We start from the raw sequence: 19,184 nt of genomic DNA, 5'->3' as shown, positions 1-19,184 counted from the left end.
GCTAGGGCGCAGGTCTGTGGGCGGTCGGGGTAAAGATCGGCAGGACGATTTGGTCGACGATGGCTTCGACCTCGGCCGCATCGATCCGTCCGGTGTAGGTGTACTCCGCGACGATCAGTCGTGATCCGACTGCGGTGGTGCGGGCGTTGACCGCCACCGCGTCGACTTCACCGCGTGCCGCGCCGGCCTCGAGCGCCTGCAGCGTGACCGCCTCATACGGATGCACCAGGGTGCGCTGAAACTGCTCGAACAATTCCGGTTCGGTCGTGCGCCGCCCCATGATCGCGAGCATTGCGCGGCCGTGCGGGCGGTCGAGGCTCTCGGCGAGGTGGGTGAACGCGGCCACCAGGTCGGATCGGACCGACCCGGTGTCTGGAACGATCGGCTCGCCGAAGCCGGTGATCGGGTCGGTCAGGGCAGCCATCAGCAACTCGGTCGGTGAAGACCAGCGGCGATAGAGCGACGCCTTCCCGGTGCCCATCTTCGGAGCAAGCTTGTCGAAGGTCAACTGGCCGAAGCCGCCGTCGGCGAACTCGGAGAGCACCGTTTCATAGATGGCGTGGACGAGTGCGTCCCCGCGTCGGCGCGTGCCCTTGCCCGTCGAGCGGCCGTCGTCGGATACCCGTTGGGCCGCTGCCTCCTCCGAGGCTGACGATTTCACCGCAGCTTTCGCCTCCTGCACCTTGTTATCGAACCACGTCATTCGCGGCGGGTTCCGGCGCGGCGACGTTCACCAAGAATAGTGAACAAAGTTGGTCCTAAAGTCTTGTGGCTACGTGTGACGTCGATTACAGTCGGGAGTGAGCCGCTACAGACCTTCCGATCGGTGCAAGTTCCGACCTGGCCGTCGTCCGATCAGTCAACCGGCTGCGCTGCATACGACAGTTCGTCTCCCGTGTAGTGCCTCCATCCCCGGCCACCAGCTTGTTTCTGTGTGAGGAAACCCCTGTGCCCGAATCACATTCCACTGGTCTCGACCCGCGCGATGTCGCGCTCCAGCACGGCTGCTACGCAATGGGCATCACCCCGTTCACCCGCGGCGGCACGCTCGACGAATCGGCGCTTCGCGCCCAAATCCGTTGGCTGGCAAGCGAGCAGGTCGGCTTCTGGCCGGCGAGCCCGGCTACCGGCGAAGGCGTGCTGATGACAGATGCCGAGATCTTCCGGACCTGGGAGATCGCCGCGGAGGAGATCGATGGACGACTCCCCGTCGTCGCCGCCAACCGCGAGTTCCCGACCGCCGACCGCAACATCGCCTTCGCTCGCGAGGCAAAGGCGCTCGGCCTGAACGCAATTCAACTCTACCCGCCGACTCTGGGTCATTCCTTCGTCCCAACCGTCGCGATGCACGATCGGTTCTATGACGAGGTGCTGAGTTCGGTCGACATACCGGTCGTGCTGTCGTGCAACTCCTCGACCGGCTTCGACGTTCCCAGCGACGTCATCGACCGTCTCGTGAGCACGTACCCGCACGTCATCGGCGTGTTCAAGCATCACCCCGACCAGTCGAACGTGGCCGATTTCGTCGCCCGAATCGCTTCGCGGACAACGGTATTGACGATGGCGCCGAAGTTGATGTTCGCCCACGCCGACGGAGCGCGGGGCGAACTCGACAATCTGCAGAACATCGCCCCCCGGACGTGCCGCCGACTGTACGACGCACTCGAAGCCCACGACATCGTCGGCGTGAACGAGAGCTATCGCCGGATCGTCACGCTCGCCTCGGCGATCGCGCACATCGGTTCCGACCGCGCCCTCCCGAGAGTGGTGGTGTACAAGGCGATTTCGCGCATTCTCGGCGGACCGGGCGGCTATCCCCGCGCACCCTATGGCGACGTGACCGTCGCGGACGTGTCCGCACTACGTCGAATGCTCGACGACGTCGGCCTCGTCGACGCCGAAGGGCTTGCGGCACAGGTGATCTGACGAATCTGCCGCTGAACCGACTCGACATCGAACTGGAGGAAACACCGATGACTACTGCAATCCCCGCCCTCGGCGACACCGACTGCGTGCCCACGATTGACGAGGTGCTCGACCGGATCCGGGACCTGCGGCCACTCCTGTCGCGCAACGCCGCGCAGGGAGAACTGGACCGCCGCGTCGTCGAAGAGAGCATCAGCGCGCTCACCGAGGTCGGCATCTTCAAGATCGCCCAACCGCGGCGATACGGCGGATACGAGATGAACCTGCGAGCGCAGATCGAAGTCGCCGCCGCGGTCGCCGAGGCCGACGGCGGAACCGCGTGGGTGGTCACCCTGTGCAATCAGTGCGCGTGGATGACCGGTTTGTTCCCCGAACGGGCACAGAATGATGTGTGGCAGTCGAATCCCGACGCCAAGATCTCCGGAGTCGTCAGCCCCACCTCCACCAGTGTCAAGGTCGACGGTGGGTATCGCGTCACTGGTCGCTGGTACTACAACTCGGGATCGTGGCACGCTGACTGGGCGGTGCTGGGCATGCCGATCGTCGACGACGCCGGGCAACCGACAGATCAGGGAATCGCCCTGATCCCGAGGACCGAGCTGACGCTGGAAGAGTCGTGGTTCGTCGCCGGGATGCGCTCATCGGGCTCGAACTGTCTGATCGCCACCAACGTCTTCGTTCCGGAGCATCGGGTCATCTCCGCACCCGCGGCATGGGAGGGCACCGTCGCCACCGAACACACCGACGAAGTGCTCTATCGCAGCGCATTCACGCCGGTGCTCGCGCTGGGGATCGCTGCGCCCCAACTCGGCATGGCGCGTCGGATACTCGAATTGGTGACTGTCGTCGCATCCACCAAACCCCTGACGTTCACCTTCTACTCGGCCAAGGCCGATTCTCCGGTCTTCCGGCATCAGATCGCCGAAGCGGCGATGATGATCGATTCCGCGCATTTCCACGCCTACCGCGGCGCAGAGATGGTCGATACCGCCGCGGGCGCGGGCGAGTTTCCCGACGCTCTGCACCGTGCCCGGGCCCGCGCCGACGCCGGCCGAGTGGTCGATCAAGTGACTAAGGCCATCGACCTCCTGCTATTCGCTTATGGCGCAGCGGGTTTCGCCGACAGCAATGACCTGCAGCGGCTCTGGCGTGACTCCGCGGTGGCGGCCCGCCACGCCTACATCGTGCCCGCTGTCAGCTACGAGATGTACGGCACCGCGATGCTCGCCGACGGTGACCAGATCACCCCGATGCTGTGAATACGCCCGCACCGCACCGGAAAACACCCCACACAACTCAGCCCGTGCCGACAAGGAGTGCACCATGACCAGCCTGACCGACCCCACCGCCACCGCCGATCGCCGCTCGACCGACGCCTCAGGCATCGTCGACCGCGTCCGCGAACTCCAGCCCCTCCTGCGCGCGAACTCCGCCCAGGGCGAGCAGCAGCGGCGTGTCGTCGACGAAAGTTTCCGGGCACTCGAACAAGTCGGAGCCTTCAAACTGTTGCAGCCCAAACGTTATGGCGGATACGAGAGTTCGATGCGGACCCTGGTGGACGTCTCGGCGGCGGTCGGTGAAGCCGACGGCGGTACCGCCTGGGTGGTATCGCTGCTGAATTCCGGAGCGTGGCTCGCCGGGTGTTTCCCGACTCGTGCGCAGGACGAAGTGTGGGGCGACGCCCCAGATGCGCTGGTGTCGGGAGTGTTCTCCCCGCTGGTGGAGTCGATGAAGGTCGACGGCGGGTTCCGGATCAGCGGCCGTTGGTACTACAATTCGGGATCGCTGCATGCCGACTGGTCGGTCCTGAGTATTCCCGTCACCGACGATGCCGGTGCCGTGGTGGATCAGGCCATGGCACTGGTGCCGCGCCGGGAACTGGATCTCGAAGAGACCTGGTTCGTCGCCGGGATGCGCGCGTCGGGTTCGAATTGCCTGATCGCCGATGGTGTCTTCGTGCCGGAACACCGACTCATGTCGGTACCGGAGGCGCTCGAGGGCATCGTCCCCACCGAACACGACGACGAGACGCTCTACCACTCGCCGCTCGGCCCGTTGTTCACCGTCGGAATGGTCGGCCCGCAGCTCGGCCTGGGCCGTGCCGCGTTGGCGCTCGTGAAAGAGAACGTCACCAAGCGCTCGGTGGCCCACACGATCTACGGCCGAGCGGCCGACTCCGTCGCGGTCCAGCTTCAACTGGCCCAGGCGGCGATGATGATCGACACCGCGCACTTTCACGCGCACCGCGTGACCGACGACATCGACTCGGCGACCGCGCGCGGCGAACAATTGGATTTCTCGGCCCGCGCCCGCATCCGCGCCGACATCGGCTGGGCGATCGAGCACGTCGTCAAGGCCATCGACACTCTCCTCTACGTGCACGGCGCGGGCAGCTTCGCCGAAAGCAGTCCGCTGCAACGGATTTGGCGCGACTCCGAAGTCGCTGGCCGACATGCCGGCATCCTACCGATGGTCTGCTACGAGATCTACGGAAAGTCCCTCGTCGACTCGGATATCCGGATCACCCCGGTGATCTGACCAACCCACACCATCTGAACAGGAGTACAAGAGTGTCCATTTCGCCGACGTTCGCCCATGTCGTATTCCAGACCGCACAGATCGACGAGATGCGCGACTGGTACTGCGCCCTGCTCGACGCCCATGTCGTCTACGAGGGACACGGGATGTCGTTTCTGACATTCGACGACGAGCACCACCGCATCGCTCTGGCACACAACCCCGATCTGGTCCGCAAACCGGACAACGCCGCGTGCGTCAATCACGTCGCCTACACCTTCCCGGATCTCGACGCACTGCTCGACAGATACCTGTCGTTGAAGGCCAACGGCATCGAACCGTGGAAGCCGGTACAGCACGGCGTCACCACCTCCCTCTACTACGAGGACCCCGACGGCAATCATGTCGAGATGCAGGTCGACAACTTCACGACCGCGGATGAGGCCACCGCCTACATGGAGGGCGCCGAGTACGACGCAGACCCGATCGGCGTCGGCTACCGGCCCGAGCTCATGGTCGAAGCACGACGTGCGGGTGTCGCGTGCGCCGAATTGCAGACACGCTCGTGGGCACTGACGACGAGTCCCGAACTGCCCCATCCGATGGCCGCCGAGTAGCACCGACTCAACATTCATCGCCGGGCCGTCGGCCGGGCATCAGCAGAAAGAGACATATCTCGATGTCGATAACCGAAGTGCCGGTCTTGATCGTCGGCGGCGGTGGTTGCGGTTTGGCCGCGTCGATCTTCTTGTCCGACTTGAACATCGACCATCTCGTGATCGAACGACGCCTGACGGGGTCCGGACTGCCCAAGGCGCATTACCTCAATCAGCGCACGATGGAGATCTTCCGTCAGCACGCCCTCGCCGATGCGATCTACGAGGTCGGCACGCCAATCGAGAAGATGGGCAGCGTCAATTGGGCGACCTCGCTGGGTGGTGACGGACCACTGGACCGGCGATCACTCGGCCGGCTCGATGCGTTCGGCGGCGGTGCGCTTCGGGAGACCTATTCCCGCGACAGTCCGTGTCTGTCCAGCAACTATCCGCAGAGTCGGCTCGAGCCGCTGCTGCGCGACGTGGCCGAGGAACGTGGCCCCGGTCGCGTGCGGTTCCACCACGAACTGACCAGGCTGCGGCAGGACAGCGACGGTGTGACCGCGTCGGTCACCGATCTGGATTCGCGCGAATCCTATTCGGTCCGAGCGCAATACGTCATCGCCGCCGACGGCGGCAAGACCGTCGGCCCGATGTCGGGTATCGAGATGACCGGCCAGACCGGACTCCTCGACATGATCAGCGTCCACTTCAGCGCTGACCTCTCCGGATACTACGACGACGCCGACATGATGACCTGGCTGATCAATCCGGACGGCTGGGATGGGTGCGGACTCGTGCAGATGGGACCCACCTGGGGTGCGCAGTCCGAGGAATGGGTTCTGAATTCCGTTCTGCCACCGGATGATCCGGCCCGCAACGAGCACAGCCTGATGCCCGACCGGGTGCGCGGGCTGCTCAAGCTTCCCGACCTCGAGATGCGGGTCCATCGAATCAACAGCTGGATCATCGAAGGCGTCGTCGCCGAGCGCTACCAGGACGGGCGGATCTTTCTCGCCGGCGACGCCGCGCACCGACACCCGCCGACCACCGGGCTCGGCTTGAACACCGCCTTCCAGGATGCCCACAACCTGGCCTGGAAGTTGGCGGCCGTGCTCAGCGGGCAAGCGTCGGCTGCGTTGTTGGCCACCTATGCCGCCGAGCGGCAGCCGATCGGTACCCGCAATGTCGACTGGGCCATGTTCACCTTTTTCAACCACCTGGTCCTCGACCCCGGCTTCGGTCTGCTGCCCGGCGCGGCCCCCGAACAGAACGTCCAGGCCTTGGCGGCCTTCTTCGCCGACGATCCCATGGGACAGACCCGCCGCGCCCGCGCCGCCCACGTCCTCGACACCCAGCGCACCGAATTCCAAGCGCACGATCTCGAGATCGGCTTCTCATACGACGTCGGGGCACTCATCCCGGACGGCACCGAGAGGCCCGAGCGGGACCCGATGGGCGCCACCTACCGCCCGTCGACCCGCCCCGGACATCGGCTTCCGCACGCCTGGCTCGAGCACGACGGTCGGCGACTGTCCACCCACGACCTGTCGCCGCATAGCAGCGGTTTCGCACTGATCACCGGACCAGATGGTGACGCCTGGCTCGACGCCGCCCGACAGGCCGCGGACAGATTCGGTATCCAACTGACCGCGATCAAGGTCGGCGAGCACGGCGAGTACCTCGACACCGACGGGCGGTGGCGTGCGGTTTGCCAGATCAGTGATGCGGGTGCGGTGCTCATCCGCCCGGACAAACACATAGCCTGGCGAATCAGCGGTGCACCGGAGGGCAGCCACGTGGACGCGCTGATCGGCGCGCTGACTGAGATTCTCCGCCCCGCACCGCCGGAGTGAGGGGGCGTGTGTCGACCGGTCAGTGTCACAACAGTCGGTTCACCAAGTCGGTGATGCGGTAGTCGACGAGCTTGCGCATCACCAGGGCCGTCGTCGTTCTGGTGACTCCGGGGATGTCGAGGATCATGCCCGTGATGCGGTAGAGATCGTCGGCGTCGCGGGCCACGACGTGTACGAGCAGATCACTCACCCCGCTGAGTCCGTGAACTTCGAGTACCTCGGGCACGTCGTCGAGCGCCGCGGCGATGGCGGTCAACTGTCGCTGGGTGACACTCGTCAGGACGAAGGCGGTGAGCGGATAGCCGAGCGCCGACGGGTTGATGCGACGTTCGAAGGACCGGAGCACGCCGCGGTCTTCGAGCCGGGACATCCGAGCCTGGACGGTGTTGCGTGCCAATCCGGTTCGGTCGGCGATCGCCACGACGGTCGCGCGCGGGTCGGCGGTGAGCGCCGACAGGATCCGGGCATCGATTCCGTCGACGTCGGCGGAGCGATCTTCGCTGGGCAAACTGCCAACCTTTCCACGTGGCCGGAACAGATGTGTGCGCACAATGCGCAATGTGCTCGCGCGTTGTTGTGCTTACTGTACAGCGATGATGGACTGATCATTGAGATCTGCACACAGACTCTCACTTGCGTGAGCGGGCCCAACCGGCCCGCCACGCGCCGTAACGGAACACGTTCCGGCGTCTTTCGCACATCAATCGCCCGCTCGTATCGAGTCAGGACAAGCAACCCCGGCGAGTGCTACCAGGCTTCTAGAGAAGGATTCTTTCCGATATGAACGCACAACGGACCGTCGATGAGATCGCCGACCACGCGGATGTGCCCGACGCGCTGAGCACTGTCGAAGAGCGGGTGCTCTGGCTCTCGACGGCGATCATCCACCACGCGAACCGGGTCCGGCCGAATCCGTCGGGGATGAAAGTCGGCGGACACCAGGCGTCGTGCGCGTCGATGGTGTCGATCATGACGTCGCTGTGGTTCGAACATCTCCAGGCCGGCGATCGGGTGTCGGTGAAGCCGCATGCATCGCCGGTGCTGCACGCCATCAACTACCTGCTCGGCGAGCTCGACGAGTCCTATCTGACGACATTGCGCGAATTCGGTGGGCTGCAGTCTTATCCGAGCCGGATCAAAGACCCTGATCCGGTGGACTATTCGACCGGATCGGTCGGCATCGGCGCCACGGCGCCGATCTGGGCGGCCATCGCCCGTCGGTACGTCGATGCCAAGCTCACCTCCACTGGAGCCGGTCGGCAGTATTCGTTGGTCGGCGACGCCGAACTCGATGAAGGGGCGGTGTGGGAGGCGATCCTGGACCCGGCGGTGCGGGACCTGGGGGAGGTCGTCTGGATCGTCGACCTCAACCGGCAATCGTTGGATCGCGTGGTGCCGAACATCGCGGCCGGACGATTGGAGGGCATGTTCGGGGCGGCCGGATGGCAGGTCATCACGGTGAAATTCGGCGCACTCCTGGAGCGGCTGTTCACCCGGGCGGGCGGCGACGCACTGCGCGAGCGCATCCTGAGTATGCCCAACCCGGAGTACCAGCGGCTGTTGCGTTGCACCGCAAGCGAATTGCGATCCCGACTGCCCGGTGACTCCGACGCGGCCGGACAGATCGCGGGTCTCCTCGCCGAACTCGACGACGTCACCTTGACCCGTGCCATCCGCAACCTCGGCGGACATGACCTGGCGGCGTTGCGTCATGCGTACGCGCAGATCGACGACTCCCGACCGACCGTCATCATCGCCTACACCATCAAAGGGCACGGATTGCCCACCGAAGGACATCCGCAGAATCATTCGTCGCTGCTGACGACGGATCAGTTCGCCGACCTCGCGTCAGGCATGGGCACCGACCCGGACCGGCCGTGGTCCAGATTCCCGACCGCGAGCGACGCCGGTCGGCTCTGCGCGGCGACCGCACGGCGGCTGGCCCGGACTCCGGTCGAAATGCATTCTCCGCCTGCGGTTCCCGAGGATCTCGGGCGCACACCGTCGGGCACGTCGACGACGCAGGCGGCTCTGGGCCGCGCGCTGATCTCGTTGACTCGGGACGCGCCGGCAGCCGCGCAGCGGATCGTCACGGTGAGTCCGGACGTCAGTTCCACCACCAATCTGGCCGGGTGGGTGAACAAGGTCGAGGTCTGGTCGCCGACCGAACGCCGCAACTGGTTCAACGACGACGCCGAGACCATCATGCACTGGCGAGAGAAGCCGACCGGGCAACACATGGAGCTCGGCATCGCCGAGACGAACCTGGTCGGCCTGATGGGCGAGCTGGGCGCCACCTGGAGTCGCTGGGGTGAGCCGTTGCTCCCCATCGGAGTGATGTACGACCCGTTCGTCGAGCGTGCGCTGGAGCCGTGGTCGTACGGCATCTATGCCGGCGGCCAATCGATCCTGGTCGGTACGCCGTCGGGTGTGACGCTGGCCGCCGAGGGCGGTGCGCACCAGTCCATCACCACCCCGTCGATCGGGCTCGAGCAACCGGGGTGCGTCAGCTACGAGCCCGCGTTCGTCATCGACACCGAGTGGACGCTGCTCGCCGCGATGAGTCGGCTGGGCCGACCCGACGGAAGTTCGGCGTATCTGCGCCTCTCGACCAGGCCGGTCGCGCAGATCCTCGCTGCGGTACCCGACGATCCGGCAGCACGCGAGCGCCGCCGCCGTCACGTCGTGGCGGGTGCCTACCTCCTGCGTCGAGTCCCCGACCCCGCGGTCACGCTGGTCGGCATGGGTGCTCTGATGCCGGAGACCCTCGCTGCCGCAGATCGGTTGGCGGGTCAGGGAATCGCGGCCGACGTGGTGTGCGTGACGAGCGCCGGCCTGCTGTTCGAGGCGATGCAGGCGCGCCGGGGGCTGTCTGAGTCGCCGACCTGGATTCTGGACCAGGTCTTTCCCGCCGAACGCGCGGCGCCGATGGTCACGGTCCTCGATGGGCACCCGCACACCCTGTCCTTTCTCACCGGGGTCCACGGAGTACCCGGAGCCGCGCTCGGTGTCAGCCGATTCGGACAGGTCGGTTCGCTCGACGACGTCTACCGCCTGCACGGCATCGACACCGACAGCATCGTTCGAGCCGCGCTGGACCTGGTGGGATGACGGGACGGCGGCAGTCGTCAAGACTTGAAAATTGTTACCCCACAACAGATCTCGACTCCGCGTCGATATGGAATCAATAGAGGAATGACAGTATGAGTAGCGCACCGATTCGGCTCGCACGTATCGCGGCACGCTTGGCCACGGGCACCACCTATGCGAAACTCGGTTTCGACGCCGCTTACGATCCAGGGCCGCGAGTTGGCATGGCGGCGCCGATGCTCGCGGCGCTCCGTCGGGTGATACCGCTGCCCGACGACGAATTGATCGTCCGTGCCAACGGAGCCGTGCAGGCCGCGGCTGGCGCCGCGATGATCGTCGGACTCGCGCGACGCCCCTCGGCTGCCGTGCTCGTCGGTTCGCTGATCCCCACCACGATCGCCGGACATGCCTTCTGGAGCGTCGACGACCCGGCCGCACGAAAGATGCAACAGGTCCAGTTCCAGAAGAATATGGCGATGTTGGGCGGTTTGCTGTTCGCGATAGCCGACTGTGAAGGATGATCGACCGGGCTGAATCGCGCGATCGAGGCGTTTCGTCGGACGGGTCGACTCGAGAATCGGCGAGTCTGGTCGAGATCGCCGCGGCGGTCGATGCATTGCAATCGTGCATCGCAGCTAACCCGCGAGCGTCGTGTAGAAGAAGTCGCGGCGGTCGGTGGTGAGGTATCGAGTAGCGGGGCCGGGGGTCCAGGGCAGCAGCTTTGTCGGGTTGAGACGGTGGGGGCTGGACACGGTCGGGGTGAAGATGGTGAATGTGGACATGCCGGGGTGCATGTCGAGTTGCATGGCGCGTACCGCACCGGCGTCGGCGAGTGCGGTGGCGAGGGTCGCTAGATCGAGGTGGTTGCCGATGACGTAGACGATGTTTCCGTTGTGGTCGACGCCGAGGCCCGATCGCCAGGTGTACTGGTATTGAAGGTGAGTTCCGCCCCAAGCGGCGCTGCTGGTGGACTGCTGTGGGAGCGCCGCGGCGTGGTCCACGATCAGAGCGAGGTTCTGGCGAGCCGCGACCAGGTGCGCCGTGTTTGTGACGTCCCGACCCCATTGACCGACGTCGAGTCGGCCGTGGTCGTCGATCGTGGCTGTAGCTTGACCGACGATCAGTGGTTTGTATTCATGGCCGAACGCGTAGACGCCACCGGTGATGTCGTCGAATCGGAATCCGGAGTTGAAGACGGCCACGAGGCTTGCGGCTTCTGTCGTGGGTACTTTGGCGGGGCTCTGGCCGACCGGGGACCGCGGCTGCTGAGTTCCGGTCATGTAGTGCGTTGTCGTGGCGGTGGAGTCGATGATCGCGACGCCGGTGACGATACTGGGGTGGGTCGGGTCGGGTTCGAATGCGCTGATGTAGACGGTCGGTCGCCCGTGCCGGGTACGGCCGGCCACCCAGCGTGGCGGTGTATGCGAGCCAGTGGGGACGGGCAGGTTCGGCAGTGCGATCGCCGCGGTTTGTGCAGGTTGGCCATGCTGGAATTGGTTGATGTCGGCGGCCTCGCGCGACGGTTGGTGGCGGGTGTAGTACCACGTTTCGACTTGGTCGACGAGGGGGCCGGCTCCGTGGTCGCGCAGCCACGACGATGTTTTGTCCGCGAAACTCGTATAGCCGGGAGCGGTGATCGCGCGAACATACGATGTGCCGACCGTCAGTAGAAGCGCGGCCGCCAGGACGACCGCCGTCGCGGTCAGGAGTTTGGCTCGTGCTGTGCGGGCGTGCTCGACGGGCGCCCTGGCGGTTGGATTCGCCGCTGCCCGACCACCGGTGTGAATCGGTGCCGGGTGGGGGCGTCGCGGCGCGCTGCGCATGTGTCGAGAGTGCTCTGCGGGCGCTGTGGTCAGCCTTTGGAATGCTGAAGGGACGCTGAAGACTCCCAGGTACGCACGTTTTAGCTGGCTAGTCTCGAATGATGAACGGCCGTGTCCGACTCCTTGTGACGTTTGTACGCGAACGTACCGGTGGTGTCCGTGTTCGGCTCACGGCGTTGGTGACGGTGCTGTTGGCAGCCGCGTTGGCGATCGCAGCCGCGATCATGCTGTTTCTGGTGCACGCCTCGCTGACTGATTCGGCGGATGCGGCGACGGGGTCGAGGGCGCTGGCCGTGGCGTCCGTCGTTCAGGTGGAAACCGTGGCCGGGATCGATGCCGACGCATTGGCCGCGACGACGGGTATCGACGTGGTTCAGGTCATCGACAGTCGGGGGCGTCTGGTGGCAGGCACGCATGGTGTGCGTGGCATCGCCCACGTTCTTCCGATGTCGGCGGGTACGCGTCGCACCGTCGACGGTGTCACCTACGGCGCGGATCCGACCGAATACCGCGCCTCGGTCGTGGGGGTGGCGACGTCGTCGGGTGCGGTGACGATCGTCGTCGGCGCTGCGGAAGGCCCGATCGATTCGGTTGTCACAACCGTCGCGGTGCTGCTCGCGTTGGTCTTTCCGATCATCCTGGTGCTACTGGCGGGCAGCGCCTTCTATGTCAGCGGGCGAACATTGCGGCCGGTAGCGCGGATCCGCGCTCAGGTGAGCACGATCACCAGTACTGATCTTCGTAAGCGGGTGTCGGTACCACGGACACACGACGAGATCGCGGGCCTCGCACGGACCATGAACCAGATGTTGGCGCGGTTGAATGAGGCACGGGAGCAGCAGCTGCGGTTCGTCGGGGATGCGTCGCATGAGTTGCGCAGTCCGTTGATGACGATCGTCGGGATTCTCGATATCGCACGCACAACCGGTGAACCGATCGATGAGTCGACGATCACCGGCATGCTGTTTCCAGAGGCTCAGCGACTTCAGCAACTGGTTGATGATCTACTGCTGCTAGCCAAATCCGATGAGCGAGGAACTCCGCTTCGGGTCTCGGATGTCGACGTCGACGACATCGTCGGCGAGCAGGTTCGCCGACTGGAGCAATTGTCGACCGTCGGGGTGGCCGCACGCATCGCCGCGATGCGGGTGAGGGGGGATCGAGCCAAACTGGATCGGGCGCTGCGCAATGTGGTCGACAACGCCGTGCGGTACGCAAGATCTCGGGTCGAGGTGTCGATGGCGGTCGACAGCGCCAGACAGGTTGGCGCGGTTGTGGTCTCCGACGACGGGCCGGGAATACCCGCGGAGGATCGAGAACGAGTACTGGATCGATTCGTCCGCCTGGACAGCCACCGCGAGCGCGGCAGCGGCGGAGCGGGGTTGGGCTTGGCCATCGTCGATGAGATCGTCCGCGCACACCATGGCGGGGTGCGGATCGGATCGTCTCAGCTGGGCGGCGCCGAGGTGGTCATCACTCTGCCGCTGGCCTAACTGACTGACTCCCAGCGGTGGTAGTAGGTGATGCGTCGATCGCAGCGTTGTGCCAGGTGGCGGCGGCGTTGATGACGGCGGCGCTGGACTGTTCCGACCTGGTCAGGTGCTGTCGACGAGGCGGTACCCGAGCCCGCGGATCGTGTCGATCGACGAACACCCGAACGGCCGGTCGATTCGTCGCCGGAGATAGCCGATGTACACCTCGACCAGATTGTCGTCTCCGGTGAAGTTCAGGTCCCAGACGCCGCGCAGGATCTCCGTCTTGGTGACGACGATCCCCTTGTGGCGCATCAGGAATTCGAGGACTGCGAATTCCCTTGGGGTAAGAGATATCTCGGTGTCGCCGCGGTGGACGGTGTGCCCGGCAGGATCGAGGGTCAAGGTGCCCGCGGTCAACGTGGGTGGCCGGGCGGGTGTCCCACGCCGCACGAGGGCTCGCAGCCGCGCCGCCAGGACGGTGAGTGAGAACGGTTTCGTGAGGTAGTCGTCAGCTCCGAGGTCGAATGCGTCGACTTGGTCGTATTCGCCGTCTTTGGCGCTGAGCATCAGCACAGGTGTTGCGATTCCGTCGGTCCGGAGCGAACGGACGACCTCATATCCGTTGAGGCCGGGGAGCATGATGTCGAGGATGATCGCGTGGTAGGTGCCGCTACTCGCCTGAATGAGTCCTGTGTCGCCGTCTCGGCAGACGTCGACTACCCAGCCGTCGGCGAGGAGGGCGCGGCGAAGTGTTTCGGCGCCGTTCCGGTCGTCTTCGACCACCAATACCCGCACGCGCCACTCCTTTCGTCGTCGGAAGATGCGATCGGTGCGGCGACTTGTCGGAACACCGCACCCTCTCGTCAGTGATCGGGTGTGTCGCCGGGCTCGGGTTTATCGACGGCACCGGGTGCGTCGGGGGTGTCGCCGGGCTCGGGTTTATCGACGCTGCCGGGTGCGTCGGAGGTGTCGCCGGGTTCAGGTGTGTCGACGCGGTCGGCCTTGTCGCCGGCATGAGTGGTAGTGGAGTGGTGGGTGGCTGGGGCCGGTGTGGTCGACGTCGTTGCGTTGGCTAGCCCGTAGCCGGCGCCGCCGAGGATCGCTGCGCCGAAGACCGCGGCTGCCAGTGAGGTCTTGATCTTCTGGGTGTTCATCGGTGGTGTCCCTTCTGTGGTTGTGCCAGGTGGGGGCCTGACCGTGCCTAGCATGCGTGCGCGTGACTGAAGGGACGCTGGGAGCTGCTGAAGCCTCGCTATGCCCGACTCCGGGCTGAATGTCCATGACCCCGACTCGGCGATGGACCGGATAGCGGATCAGATGCACGCGGTCGATATCGGGCCACGGGCGCGTGTTCGGTGAACGTTGCCGATAGGCGATAGTGAACGAATGCGCATTCTCGTGGTGGACGATGATCCCAACGTCGCGGAGACGGTGCGGCGCATGCTTGCCGCGGAAGGCTGGGTTGTCACCGTTGAACCTGACGGAGCGGCCGGCCTGGAGCGGGCCTCGCACGAGCAGTTCGAAGTGATCGTCCTCGACATCATGATGCCGGGTCGCAACGGTTACGAGGTTGTCCGGACCTTGCGGAGCGAGGGAGTGTGGACGCCGATCTTGATGTTGACTGCCAAGGACGGCGAGTACGACCAGGCCGACGCGTTCGATTTCGGCGCCGATGACTATCTGACGAAGCCGTTCTCGTTCGTCGTGTTGATCGCCAGGATCCGCGCCCTGGCCCGTCGAGGGGCACCCGAGCGGCCGGCGATATTGGAGGCGGGAAGCTTGCGGCTGGATCCAGCGGGGCACACGGTTCGTCGCGGTGAGGTACAGGTGGAGTTGACCGCCCGCGAGTTCGGAGTGTTGGAGTTCCTGATGAGACACAAGGGGCAGGTGGTCTCGAAAGCCGAGGTACTGAATTCCGTGTGGGATGCGAACTACCGCGGCGACGAGAATCTGGTCGAGGTGTACATCAGTTACCTCCGGCGCCGGATTGATAGTCCGTTCGGGTGCAAGGCGATTGAGACGGTGCGCGGGGTGGGATACCGACTTGCCGCCGACGGTGGCGGCTGAGACCGTCATCGGGCCTCGCTCGGCAGGGTGAACCCAACAGTGGCTCCGCCCTCGGGCGCGTCGGCGATCAGAATCCCTCCGTGATGGGCACGCACGATTTCGGCCACAATGGCCAAGCCGAGTCCGGAACCGCCGCTGCCGCGGTCACGTGCCGATTCGAGGCGTACGAATCGTTCGGTGACTCGGTGTTTGTCGTCGTCGGGGATTCCGTCGCCGTCGTCGGTGACGGTGATGGTCACCGTCGCGTCGTGCGAGTCTACGGCCATGGTGAAGGTGACTGTGCTCATCGCGTGGCGGCCGGCGTTGTCGGCGATGTTGCGTAGGGCGCGCGTGAGCTTCTCGCCGTCACCGCGCACGCGGGCGGCGACGATATGCGCCTCGACCGTGTGTGGCGACAGCGCTGCCAGGCGTGTCGCCTCGGCGCTGACGATGTCGTCGAGGTCGACGTCGCCGACCCGAAGAGGGACGCCGCGTTCGTCGGCTCGGGCCAGCAATAGCAGGTCGGCGACCATCTGTTGCAGGCGCAGCGCGTCGGGCAACATGACGGTTTCGATCGTGGCCGGTTCGATCGCGGTGTTCTTCGTGCGGGCCAGGTCGAGAAGTCCGACCAGAGTGGTCAGCGGGCTGTTGAGTTCGTGGGAGGCGTCACCGACGAATTGAAGTTGTTGTGCGCGAGCCGATTCGATCCGGTCGAGCATCGCGTTCATCGTCCGTGCGAGAGTGGCGATCTCATCGTCGGTGTTGGGCACCGGGACTCGTTGGTCCAGGTCTCCGCCGGTGATATCGCCGACGCGGTGGACTATCGCCATGACCGGCCGCAGCGTCCTGCCGACGAAGTGGTGGGTGAGTACCGCCATCAGGATGACGATGACGGGAAACACGATGCAGCACAGGATCGCGACGATGAGGACCGTCCAGTTGATGGGGCTCTCGGCTGCGCCGACCACGACCGTCATCGGGCCCTGGGGACTCGCCACTCCCAATGCTGTCGCTTGAAATTCTTCGTCGGTGGCGTCACCGTGAGTGCCGTGCAGCGTGGAGCGTTCTCCGGGCGGCATCGGTCGAGCCATTGGTCTGCCGAACCGCTCATCGTTGGTCAGCTGGATGACGCCGTGCGAGTCGATCACCTGAATCAAGGTCACGTTGTGGGCTGTGGCGAGCAAGGGGGCGTCGACGCCGCGAAGACCTTCGGTCGACAAGACTTGACCGATCTGGGCGGCGCGGGCGTGGGTTGCGGCATCGGCCGCACGCAGCAACAACTGGTGAAGCGTGACAAGAATGAGGATCGCGGCGAAAAGTAGCCCGACAGTCATCAGACCGGTGGCGACGACCGTGAGCCGCGCGCGTACCGGTTGAAGCCGTTGCCGTATCCGAAGGATTGCGGCCGTGAGTCGCCTGCGCACTCGTCGACACTAACGGCGTGGCAATCTCGGCGAAACTTCGCTTCAGTGTCCCCTAAGTATAGTTAGGGCAGGATGCGCTTATGTATTGGCGGATTGGTTGTAGCGCACGGGCCGCGACAGCAGTGACCTGTGATGGCGCGGCTGCGTCGTGAACGATGATCACCCCTCCGACGCCGCGCATGCGGGCCGCGGCGGGCCTCGGCTGTCACGTCGAGCCCTGTTGAGCGCAGCGGTCGTCGGCGCGGCGGGAACCACCGCTGCCACGGCCACGGCCGGCGCCGTGATTGTACGGCATTCAGTGGCCGCCATGGACGTCGAGCCGATCGAGTTCCGCGGCGAGCGGCAGGCGGGAATCGTGACTGCGGCCCAAGATCGTCTGCATTTCGCGTCCTTTGACGTGATCACTCGAAGCAAATCCGAGCTCGCCCGCATGCTTCAGCAATGGACCGTGGCCGCCGAACGGATGACGCGCGGAGAGGAAACCTTTGCCGGTGGTGCGGTCGGTCTGAATGATTACCTCCCGCCGACCGACACGGGAGAAGCGCTGGGTCTTGCGGCGGCGTCGCTCACCCTGACCATCGGATTCGGGCCGTCATTGTTCGGGCCCGACGCCTCCGACCCCTTTCGCGACGACCGTTTCGGTCTCGCCCATCGCCGGCCGGCGGCACTGGCCCCGTTGGAGGCATTCGGCAAGGATCAGCTCGACCCGGCGCGAAGCGGTGGCGACATCTGCGTGCAAGCGTGCGCGGATGACCCGCAGGTAGCCGTGCACGCCATTCGCAATCTCGCGCGCATGGGTTTCGGTGTCGTCAGCGTCCGGTGGTCGCAGTTGGGGTTCGGCCGGACCTCGAGTACGTCGATCAGCCAGCACACGCCCCGCAACATGTTCGGATTCAAGGACGGTACTGCCAACCTGAAAGCCGAAGACACAGCCCTGTTGGATCGGTGGGTGTGGGTGGACAGGTCCGACAACACGCCGGCCACCCAATGGATGACAGGTGGGAGCTATCTTGTCGCTCGCCGAATCCGGATGCATATCGAGCGGTGGGACCGCACCTCGCTATTCGAACAGGAAGCCGTGATCGGGCGCACGAAGGGCGACGGGGCACCGCTTGGGCAGACCGGCGAGTTCGATGCACCCAACTTCCAGCTCAGCGACGGCACAGCACCGGTAATTCCGCGGACCGCGCACGTGCGGCTGGCGCACGCCGACAACCTCGGCGGGGTGAAACTACTGCGGCGCGGCTACAACTTCACCGATGGTAGCGACGGCTTCGGCCATCTCGACGCCGGGCTGTTCTTCATCGCCTTCTGCCGCGACCCGCATCGACAATTCGTCCCCATGCAGCAGGCACTCGCCGAGCGCGACGGCCTCAACGAATACATCACCCACGTCGGATCAGCACTATTCGGATGCCCGCCCGGAGTCGGTGCGGGTCAGTGGTGGGGCCAAACGCTTTTCGACAATTAGTTCGTCATCGCCGCATCTACCGTTGCGGTCCGAATAGGCCCCAGAATGGAGCATTTTGACATGATTGTGGCGAGTCCGTCAGTACCCGCACAGCTATTCGGCAGTGGGTTGATCGGTGTCCGCGAGGGACTGGAAACGGGCATCGTCGTGATGGTTCTGATCGCGTTTCTCGTCAAATCGGATCGCCGCGACGCCGTGAAATGGATTTGGGTGGGTGTCTGCGCGGCGGTCGCGATGGTGATCGGAATCTTCCTCGCCATTCATTTCGGTACGTCGACGGTGTCCACACTGACCGCCGAGGCGATCGCAGGCGTCGCCTCGCTGGTCGCCGTCGCCATCGTGACATTCATGGTGCTCTGGATGAGTAAGGCGTCGGCGCACATTTCCGCCGACTTGAAAGCCGGTCTGTCGTCGGCGTTGATCAGCGGCGCGCCCGCGGTAGTGGGAATGGCGTTTCTCGCGGTCGGCCGTGAGGGCTTTGAAACAGCCTTGTTGATGGTCGGCTACGCCGAGAGCGTCTCGGGCGGGCTCTGGCCGCTGATCGGGCTCCTTGCCGGCGTTGTGCTTGCCATCGGGTTGACGGTGCTTCTGTACCACGGTGCCGTCCGACTGAACTTTCACAAATTCTTTCTGTACACCGGTATCTTCCTGATCTTCGTCGCTGCCGGAATCCTCGGTTACGGGGTCCGAGCGCTTCAGACGGTCGGCTGGTTACCCGGGTCGGCGAACCTGGCGTTCGACTTCTCCGAGCAGTACGACCGATCCTCGTGGTACGGAACGCTCATGGCGGGGATATTCAACTTCCGGCCCGACCCCACCGTTCTGCAAATAGCCGCCTGGTCCCTTTATATCGTCGTCGTATTGACTTTCTTTCTCCGCGCGAATCGTGTTCGCATACCAGCCCAGTCCGCAACCGATTCGCCACCGCAAGCCCCGGCCACCCCCGATGCCGGAATCTGA

The 19,184-nt window shown here is 65.0% G+C and carries 17 protein-coding genes; 11 read left to right on the top strand and 6 right to left on the bottom strand.

Annotated features, from left to right (window positions below):
• Position 1: 1 nt before the first annotated feature.
• Complete coding sequence (locus HH308_RS20825) at positions 2–703, bottom strand: TetR/AcrR family transcriptional regulator (protein ID WP_170196163.1); 702 nt, start codon at positions 701–703, stop codon at positions 2–4.
• A gap of 245 nt (positions 704–948) precedes the next feature.
• On the opposite strand from HH308_RS20825, the gene HH308_RS20820 reads away from it, so the two are divergent.
• From HH308_RS20820 to HH308_RS20800, 5 genes are all read left to right on the top strand, one after another.
• On the top strand, positions 949–1,926 hold the full coding sequence (locus HH308_RS20820) for a dihydrodipicolinate synthase family protein (RefSeq protein WP_170196162.1): 978 nt from the start codon (positions 949–951) through the stop codon (positions 1,924–1,926).
• Positions 1,927–1,973: 47 nt separating this feature from the next.
• Positions 1,974–3,185, top strand: a complete 1,212-nt coding sequence (locus HH308_RS20815; RefSeq protein WP_170196161.1) for an acyl-CoA dehydrogenase family protein — start codon at positions 1,974–1,976, stop codon at positions 3,183–3,185.
• Between the two features lie 64 nt (positions 3,186–3,249).
• The gene (locus tag HH308_RS20810; RefSeq protein ID WP_170196160.1) at positions 3,250–4,464 is read left to right on the top strand and encodes an acyl-CoA dehydrogenase family protein; all 1,215 of its coding nucleotides are present in this window, start codon (positions 3,250–3,252) and stop codon (positions 4,462–4,464) included.
• Between the two features lie 32 nt (positions 4,465–4,496).
• Complete coding sequence (locus HH308_RS20805; RefSeq protein WP_170196159.1) at positions 4,497–5,060, top strand: VOC family protein; 564 nt, start codon at positions 4,497–4,499, stop codon at positions 5,058–5,060.
• Positions 5,061–5,122: 62 nt separating this feature from the next.
• On the top strand, positions 5,123–6,895 hold the full coding sequence (locus HH308_RS20800) for an FAD-dependent monooxygenase (RefSeq protein ID WP_170196158.1): 1,773 nt from the start codon (positions 5,123–5,125) through the stop codon (positions 6,893–6,895).
• 25 nt (positions 6,896–6,920) lie between these two features.
• On the opposite strand, the gene HH308_RS20795 is transcribed toward HH308_RS20800, so the two are convergent.
• On the bottom strand, positions 6,921–7,403 hold the full coding sequence (locus HH308_RS20795) for an Lrp/AsnC family transcriptional regulator (protein WP_170196157.1): 483 nt from the start codon (positions 7,401–7,403) through the stop codon (positions 6,921–6,923).
• 272 nt (positions 7,404–7,675) lie between these two features.
• Here HH308_RS20795 and HH308_RS20790 point away from each other — a divergent pair, with 272 nt between their 5' ends.
• Both HH308_RS20790 and HH308_RS20785 read left to right on the top strand, forming a co-directional pair.
• Positions 7,676–10,006 carry a thiamine pyrophosphate-binding protein gene (locus HH308_RS20790; RefSeq protein WP_170196156.1) on the top strand — a complete coding sequence of 777 codons (2,331 nt, stop codon included), beginning with the start codon at positions 7,676–7,678 and terminating at the stop codon, positions 10,004–10,006.
• A gap of 92 nt (positions 10,007–10,098) precedes the next feature.
• Complete coding sequence (locus HH308_RS20785; protein ID WP_170196155.1) at positions 10,099–10,506, top strand: DoxX family membrane protein; 408 nt, start codon at positions 10,099–10,101, stop codon at positions 10,504–10,506.
• A gap of 114 nt (positions 10,507–10,620) precedes the next feature.
• Here HH308_RS20785 and HH308_RS20780 read toward each other — a convergent pair whose 3' ends face one another.
• Positions 10,621–11,808: a hypothetical protein gene (locus HH308_RS20780; protein WP_170196154.1), complete on the bottom strand. Its 1,188-nt coding sequence runs from the start codon at positions 11,806–11,808 to the stop codon at positions 10,621–10,623.
• 101 nt (positions 11,809–11,909) lie between these two features.
• On the opposite strand from HH308_RS20780, the gene HH308_RS20775 reads away from it, so the two are divergent.
• Positions 11,910–13,301: a sensor histidine kinase gene (locus HH308_RS20775; protein ID WP_170196153.1), complete on the top strand. Its 1,392-nt coding sequence runs from the start codon at positions 11,910–11,912 to the stop codon at positions 13,299–13,301.
• A gap of 102 nt (positions 13,302–13,403) precedes the next feature.
• Here HH308_RS20775 and HH308_RS20770 read toward each other — a convergent pair whose 3' ends face one another.
• Complete coding sequence (locus tag HH308_RS20770; protein ID WP_170196152.1) at positions 13,404–14,078, bottom strand: response regulator transcription factor; 675 nt, start codon at positions 14,076–14,078, stop codon at positions 13,404–13,406.
• Between the two features lie 68 nt (positions 14,079–14,146).
• On the bottom strand, positions 14,147–14,437 hold the full coding sequence (locus tag HH308_RS20765) for a hypothetical protein (RefSeq protein WP_170196151.1): 291 nt from the start codon (positions 14,435–14,437) through the stop codon (positions 14,147–14,149).
• Between the two features lie 232 nt (positions 14,438–14,669).
• On the opposite strand from HH308_RS20765, the gene HH308_RS20760 reads away from it, so the two are divergent.
• Positions 14,670–15,350 (top strand): response regulator transcription factor, encoded by a 681-nt coding sequence (locus tag HH308_RS20760; protein ID WP_170196150.1) that lies wholly within the window; start codon positions 14,670–14,672, stop codon positions 15,348–15,350.
• A 5-nt stretch (positions 15,351–15,355) separates the two neighbouring features.
• On the opposite strand, the gene HH308_RS20755 is transcribed toward HH308_RS20760, so the two are convergent.
• On the bottom strand, positions 15,356–16,753 hold the full coding sequence (locus HH308_RS20755; protein WP_376767242.1) for an ATP-binding protein: 1,398 nt from the start codon (positions 16,751–16,753) through the stop codon (positions 15,356–15,358).
• Between the two features lie 148 nt (positions 16,754–16,901).
• Between HH308_RS20755 and efeB the strand changes: the two genes are divergently transcribed.
• Positions 16,902–18,224 carry an iron uptake transporter deferrochelatase/peroxidase subunit gene (efeB, locus tag HH308_RS20750; RefSeq protein ID WP_312870768.1) on the top strand — a complete coding sequence of 441 codons (1,323 nt, stop codon included), beginning with the start codon at positions 16,902–16,904 and terminating at the stop codon, positions 18,222–18,224.
• Positions 18,225–18,284: 60 nt separating this feature from the next.
• Positions 18,285–19,184 carry an iron uptake transporter permease EfeU gene (gene efeU / locus HH308_RS20745; protein WP_170196149.1) on the top strand — a complete coding sequence of 300 codons (900 nt, stop codon included), beginning with the start codon at positions 18,285–18,287 and terminating at the stop codon, positions 19,182–19,184.

This window comes from Gordonia asplenii, assembly GCF_012933505.1.
Taxonomy (GTDB): domain Bacteria; phylum Actinomycetota; class Actinomycetes; order Mycobacteriales; family Mycobacteriaceae; genus Gordonia; species Gordonia asplenii.
Note: the sequence above shows the minus strand (reverse complement) of the source record. Positions and strands in the feature narration are given on the sequence as shown.

What these genes read in the sequence shown, in the direction of transcription:
- HH308_RS20825 (WP_170196163.1), bottom strand. Translation starts at nt 703, where the DNA reads ATGACGTGGTTCGATAACAAGGTGCAGGAGGCGAAAGCTGCGGTGAAA.
- HH308_RS20815 (WP_170196161.1), top strand. Translation starts at nt 1,974, where the DNA reads ATGACTACTGCAATCCCCGCCCTCGGCGACACCGACTGCGTGCCCACG.
- HH308_RS20810 (WP_170196160.1), top strand. Translation starts at nt 3,250, where the DNA reads ATGACCAGCCTGACCGACCCCACCGCCACCGCCGATCGCCGCTCGACC.
- HH308_RS20800 (WP_170196158.1), top strand. Translation starts at nt 5,123, where the DNA reads ATGTCGATAACCGAAGTGCCGGTCTTGATCGTCGGCGGCGGTGGTTGC.
- HH308_RS20790 (WP_170196156.1), top strand. Translation starts at nt 7,676, where the DNA reads ATGAACGCACAACGGACCGTCGATGAGATCGCCGACCACGCGGATGTG.
- HH308_RS20785 (WP_170196155.1), top strand. Translation starts at nt 10,099, where the DNA reads ATGAGTAGCGCACCGATTCGGCTCGCACGTATCGCGGCACGCTTGGCC.
- HH308_RS20780 (WP_170196154.1), bottom strand. Translation starts at nt 11,808, where the DNA reads ATGCGCAGCGCGCCGCGACGCCCCCACCCGGCACCGATTCACACCGGT.
- HH308_RS20775 (WP_170196153.1), top strand. Translation starts at nt 11,910, where the DNA reads ATGAACGGCCGTGTCCGACTCCTTGTGACGTTTGTACGCGAACGTACC.
- HH308_RS20765 (WP_170196151.1), bottom strand. Translation starts at nt 14,437, where the DNA reads ATGAACACCCAGAAGATCAAGACCTCACTGGCAGCCGCGGTCTTCGGC.
- HH308_RS20760 (WP_170196150.1), top strand. Translation starts at nt 14,670, where the DNA reads ATGCGCATTCTCGTGGTGGACGATGATCCCAACGTCGCGGAGACGGTG.
- efeU (WP_170196149.1), top strand. Translation starts at nt 18,285, where the DNA reads ATGATTGTGGCGAGTCCGTCAGTACCCGCACAGCTATTCGGCAGTGGG.